The 2,282-nt window shown below is 77.6% G+C and carries 3 protein-coding genes; 2 read left to right on the forward strand and 1 reads right to left on the reverse strand.

Annotation, left to right across the window (positions count from 1 at the left end):
* The coding region (locus HCJ92_RS23715) for an ROK family protein (protein ID WP_275942339.1) at positions 1-663 on the reverse strand (663 nt) is incomplete at its 3' end.
* Positions 664-815: 152 nt separating this feature from the next.
* Between HCJ92_RS23715 and HCJ92_RS23720 the strand changes: the two genes are divergently transcribed.
* Positions 816-1,403 carry a DUF3263 domain-containing protein gene (locus HCJ92_RS23720; RefSeq protein ID WP_167935662.1) on the forward strand — a complete coding sequence of 196 codons (588 nt, stop codon included), beginning with the start codon at positions 816-818 and terminating at the stop codon, positions 1,401-1,403.
* 9 nt (positions 1,404-1,412) lie between these two features.
* Positions 1,413-2,270 carry a trehalose-phosphatase gene (gene otsB / locus HCJ92_RS23725; RefSeq protein WP_167935663.1) on the forward strand — a complete coding sequence of 286 codons (858 nt, stop codon included), beginning with the start codon at positions 1,413-1,415 and terminating at the stop codon, positions 2,268-2,270.
* Positions 2,271-2,282: the final 12 nt, after the last annotated feature.

Below are 2,282 nucleotides of genomic sequence, written 5' to 3' on the forward strand. Positions count from 1 at the left end.
GGCACCGGGTCCGCCGCCCGCGTCGGCCCAGTCCCGGCCCACCGCCGAGGCCGAGGCGACCGCCTCCAGGCAGCCGCGCTGGCCGCAGCCGCAGGCAGGGCCGTCGGGCCGGACCACCAGGTGGCCGATCTCGCCGGCACCGCTGTGCGCGCCGGGCTCCACCCGGCCGTCGATCCCGATGGCGCCGGAGATGCCGGTGCCGAGCGCGACGAAGAAGAACCGGTCGGCGCCGCTGCCGGCCCCCAGCCGTCCCTCGGCGAGACCACCCGTGCGGACGTCGTGCCCCAGCGCTACGGGGACGCCGTCCAGGCGCTCCGCGAGCAGCCGCCGCAGCGGCAGGTCACGCCACCCGAGGTTGGCCGCGTACCGCACGAGGCCCTCCTCGCTGTCCACGATCCCCGGCACCGCGACCCCGGCGGCGACCGGAGCCGAGCCGAACCGGCGCAGCGACTCCTTCCGCAGGTCGCCCGCGAACTCCAGCACCGCGTCGAGCACCGCCCGCCCGCCGCCGTCCCTCGGCGTGGGGCGGCGTTCGCGGACCAGCGGTCGGAAGGCGTCGTCCAGGATCGCCGCCTTCATGCCGGTGCCGCCGACGTCGAGGGCGATGACACGGCCGGGCGCCGGAGCGGCGTGGGGGTGGGGGGACGGCTGCGGTCCGGGCAGGGCGTCGCGGACCGCGGTGCGGTCGGTGTCCGGTGGATTCACGGTGGACAGTGTCGCCCGAACCCGCACAACAGGTCTAGTCCACTGCGCCGCCAGGATGGCTTCGTTTCCCGCGCGTTATCGCTGTCACCGGCCCGCCGTACGATGCGCCCATGCGTGCAGACGGTGAGGAGAACCCGGTCCGACCGGCGGCGACATCCCCGGCGGGCCCGTCACGCGGGGGAGCGGAGGAGCGGCGGGAGCCGGATTCCGGCCCCGGCGAGGTCGAGTTCCCCGAACCCGAGTTCCCGGACCCGGAGGAGTTCCCCGAGCCGGAGGACATCGGCGGCTGGGAGGAGTTCCGCAAGCCCGGCGAACTCCGCCGCGAGGGCGCCCCGGTGGTGCCGGAGCCCCCGCCCCGCACGCCGCTCCCCGGTGGTCCCGCCGAGCCCCGGCCGGGGCCGGAGCCGGAGTCCGCACCGGCCGACGACGCGGTCCCCGGCGGCCCCGAGCTCACCGCGGCGGTGGCGGCCGACGGCCTCAGCGCGCAGGACACCGCCGTCCTGGCGCTGGAGAGCCGAGGCGGCCGGGTACGGGGCGGCGCCAAGGAACGCGTCATCCGCGAGCAGTTGGAGATGTCGCCCACCCGCTACTACCAACTGCTCAACGCCCTGCTGGACGACCCCGCGGCGCTCCGCCACGCGCCGGTGACGGTCAACCGCCTCCGACGCGTACGAGACGAGCGGCGGGCCCAGCGGTAGGGTCGCCGCATGGTCAGCCTCCCGGTACCCCAGACCGACGCGGGCCACGACGGCCTCGCCGCGTTCCGCCGGTCCCCCCGGCGCGCGCTGCTCGCGCTCGACTTCGACGGCACCCTCGCGCCCATCGTCCCCGACCCCGAACAGGCCCGCGCCCACCCCGACGTGCTTCCCGCGCTGGCCCGGCTCGCGCCGCTGATCGGCACCCTCGCGATCATCACCGGCCGCGCCGCTGCGACCGCCGTCCGGCTCGGACGGCTCGACTCCGACGAGGCCCCCGCCGGGCTCACCGTTCTCGGCGCCTACGGCGCGGAACGCTGGGACGCCGACACCGGCGAGACCCGGACCCCCGGTCCGCACGCCGGAGTGGGGGCGGCCCGCGCCGAACTCCCCGAGGTGGTCAGCGGATCGGTCCCCTCGGGCCAGGCGCACATCGAGGACAAGGGCGGCGCGCTCGCCGTCCACACCCGCCGTGCCGCCGACCCCGCCGCCGCGCTGGAGGCGCTGCGACGCCCCCTCACCGAACTCGCCGCCCGTCACGGGCTGCACGTCGAACCGGGCCGGATGGTCCTCGAACTACGGCCCCCGGGCATGGACAAGGGGGCCGCGCTCGCCCGGCTCGTGGCGGAGCGCGACCCGTCGGTGGTGATCTACGGCGGGGACGACCTCGGCGACCTCGCCGCGTTCGCCGCGGTGGAACGACTGCGCGGGGACGGCCTCCCGGGGGTCCGGCTGCTCTCGGCCTCCGCCGAGGTCCCGGAACTCACCGCCGCCGCCGACCTCACCGTCGACGGCCCCGCCGGCGTCGCGGCGCTGCTGACGGCCCTCGCCGCCGCGGCGGACGGACCGGACGGGGCCGCGCGCTCCTGACCGGCCCGCCGG

This window comes from Streptomyces spiramenti (assembly GCF_012034385.1).
Lineage (GTDB): Bacteria > Actinomycetota > Actinomycetes > Streptomycetales > Streptomycetaceae > Streptomyces > Streptomyces spiramenti.

Bases quoted from the DNA above. Each gene is read 5' to 3' on its own strand.
- HCJ92_RS23720 (WP_167935662.1), top strand. From the start codon at position 816: ATGCGTGCAGACGGTGAGGAGAACCCGGTCCGACCGGCGGCGACATCC.
- otsB (WP_167935663.1), top strand. From the start codon at position 1,413: ATGGTCAGCCTCCCGGTACCCCAGACCGACGCGGGCCACGACGGCCTC.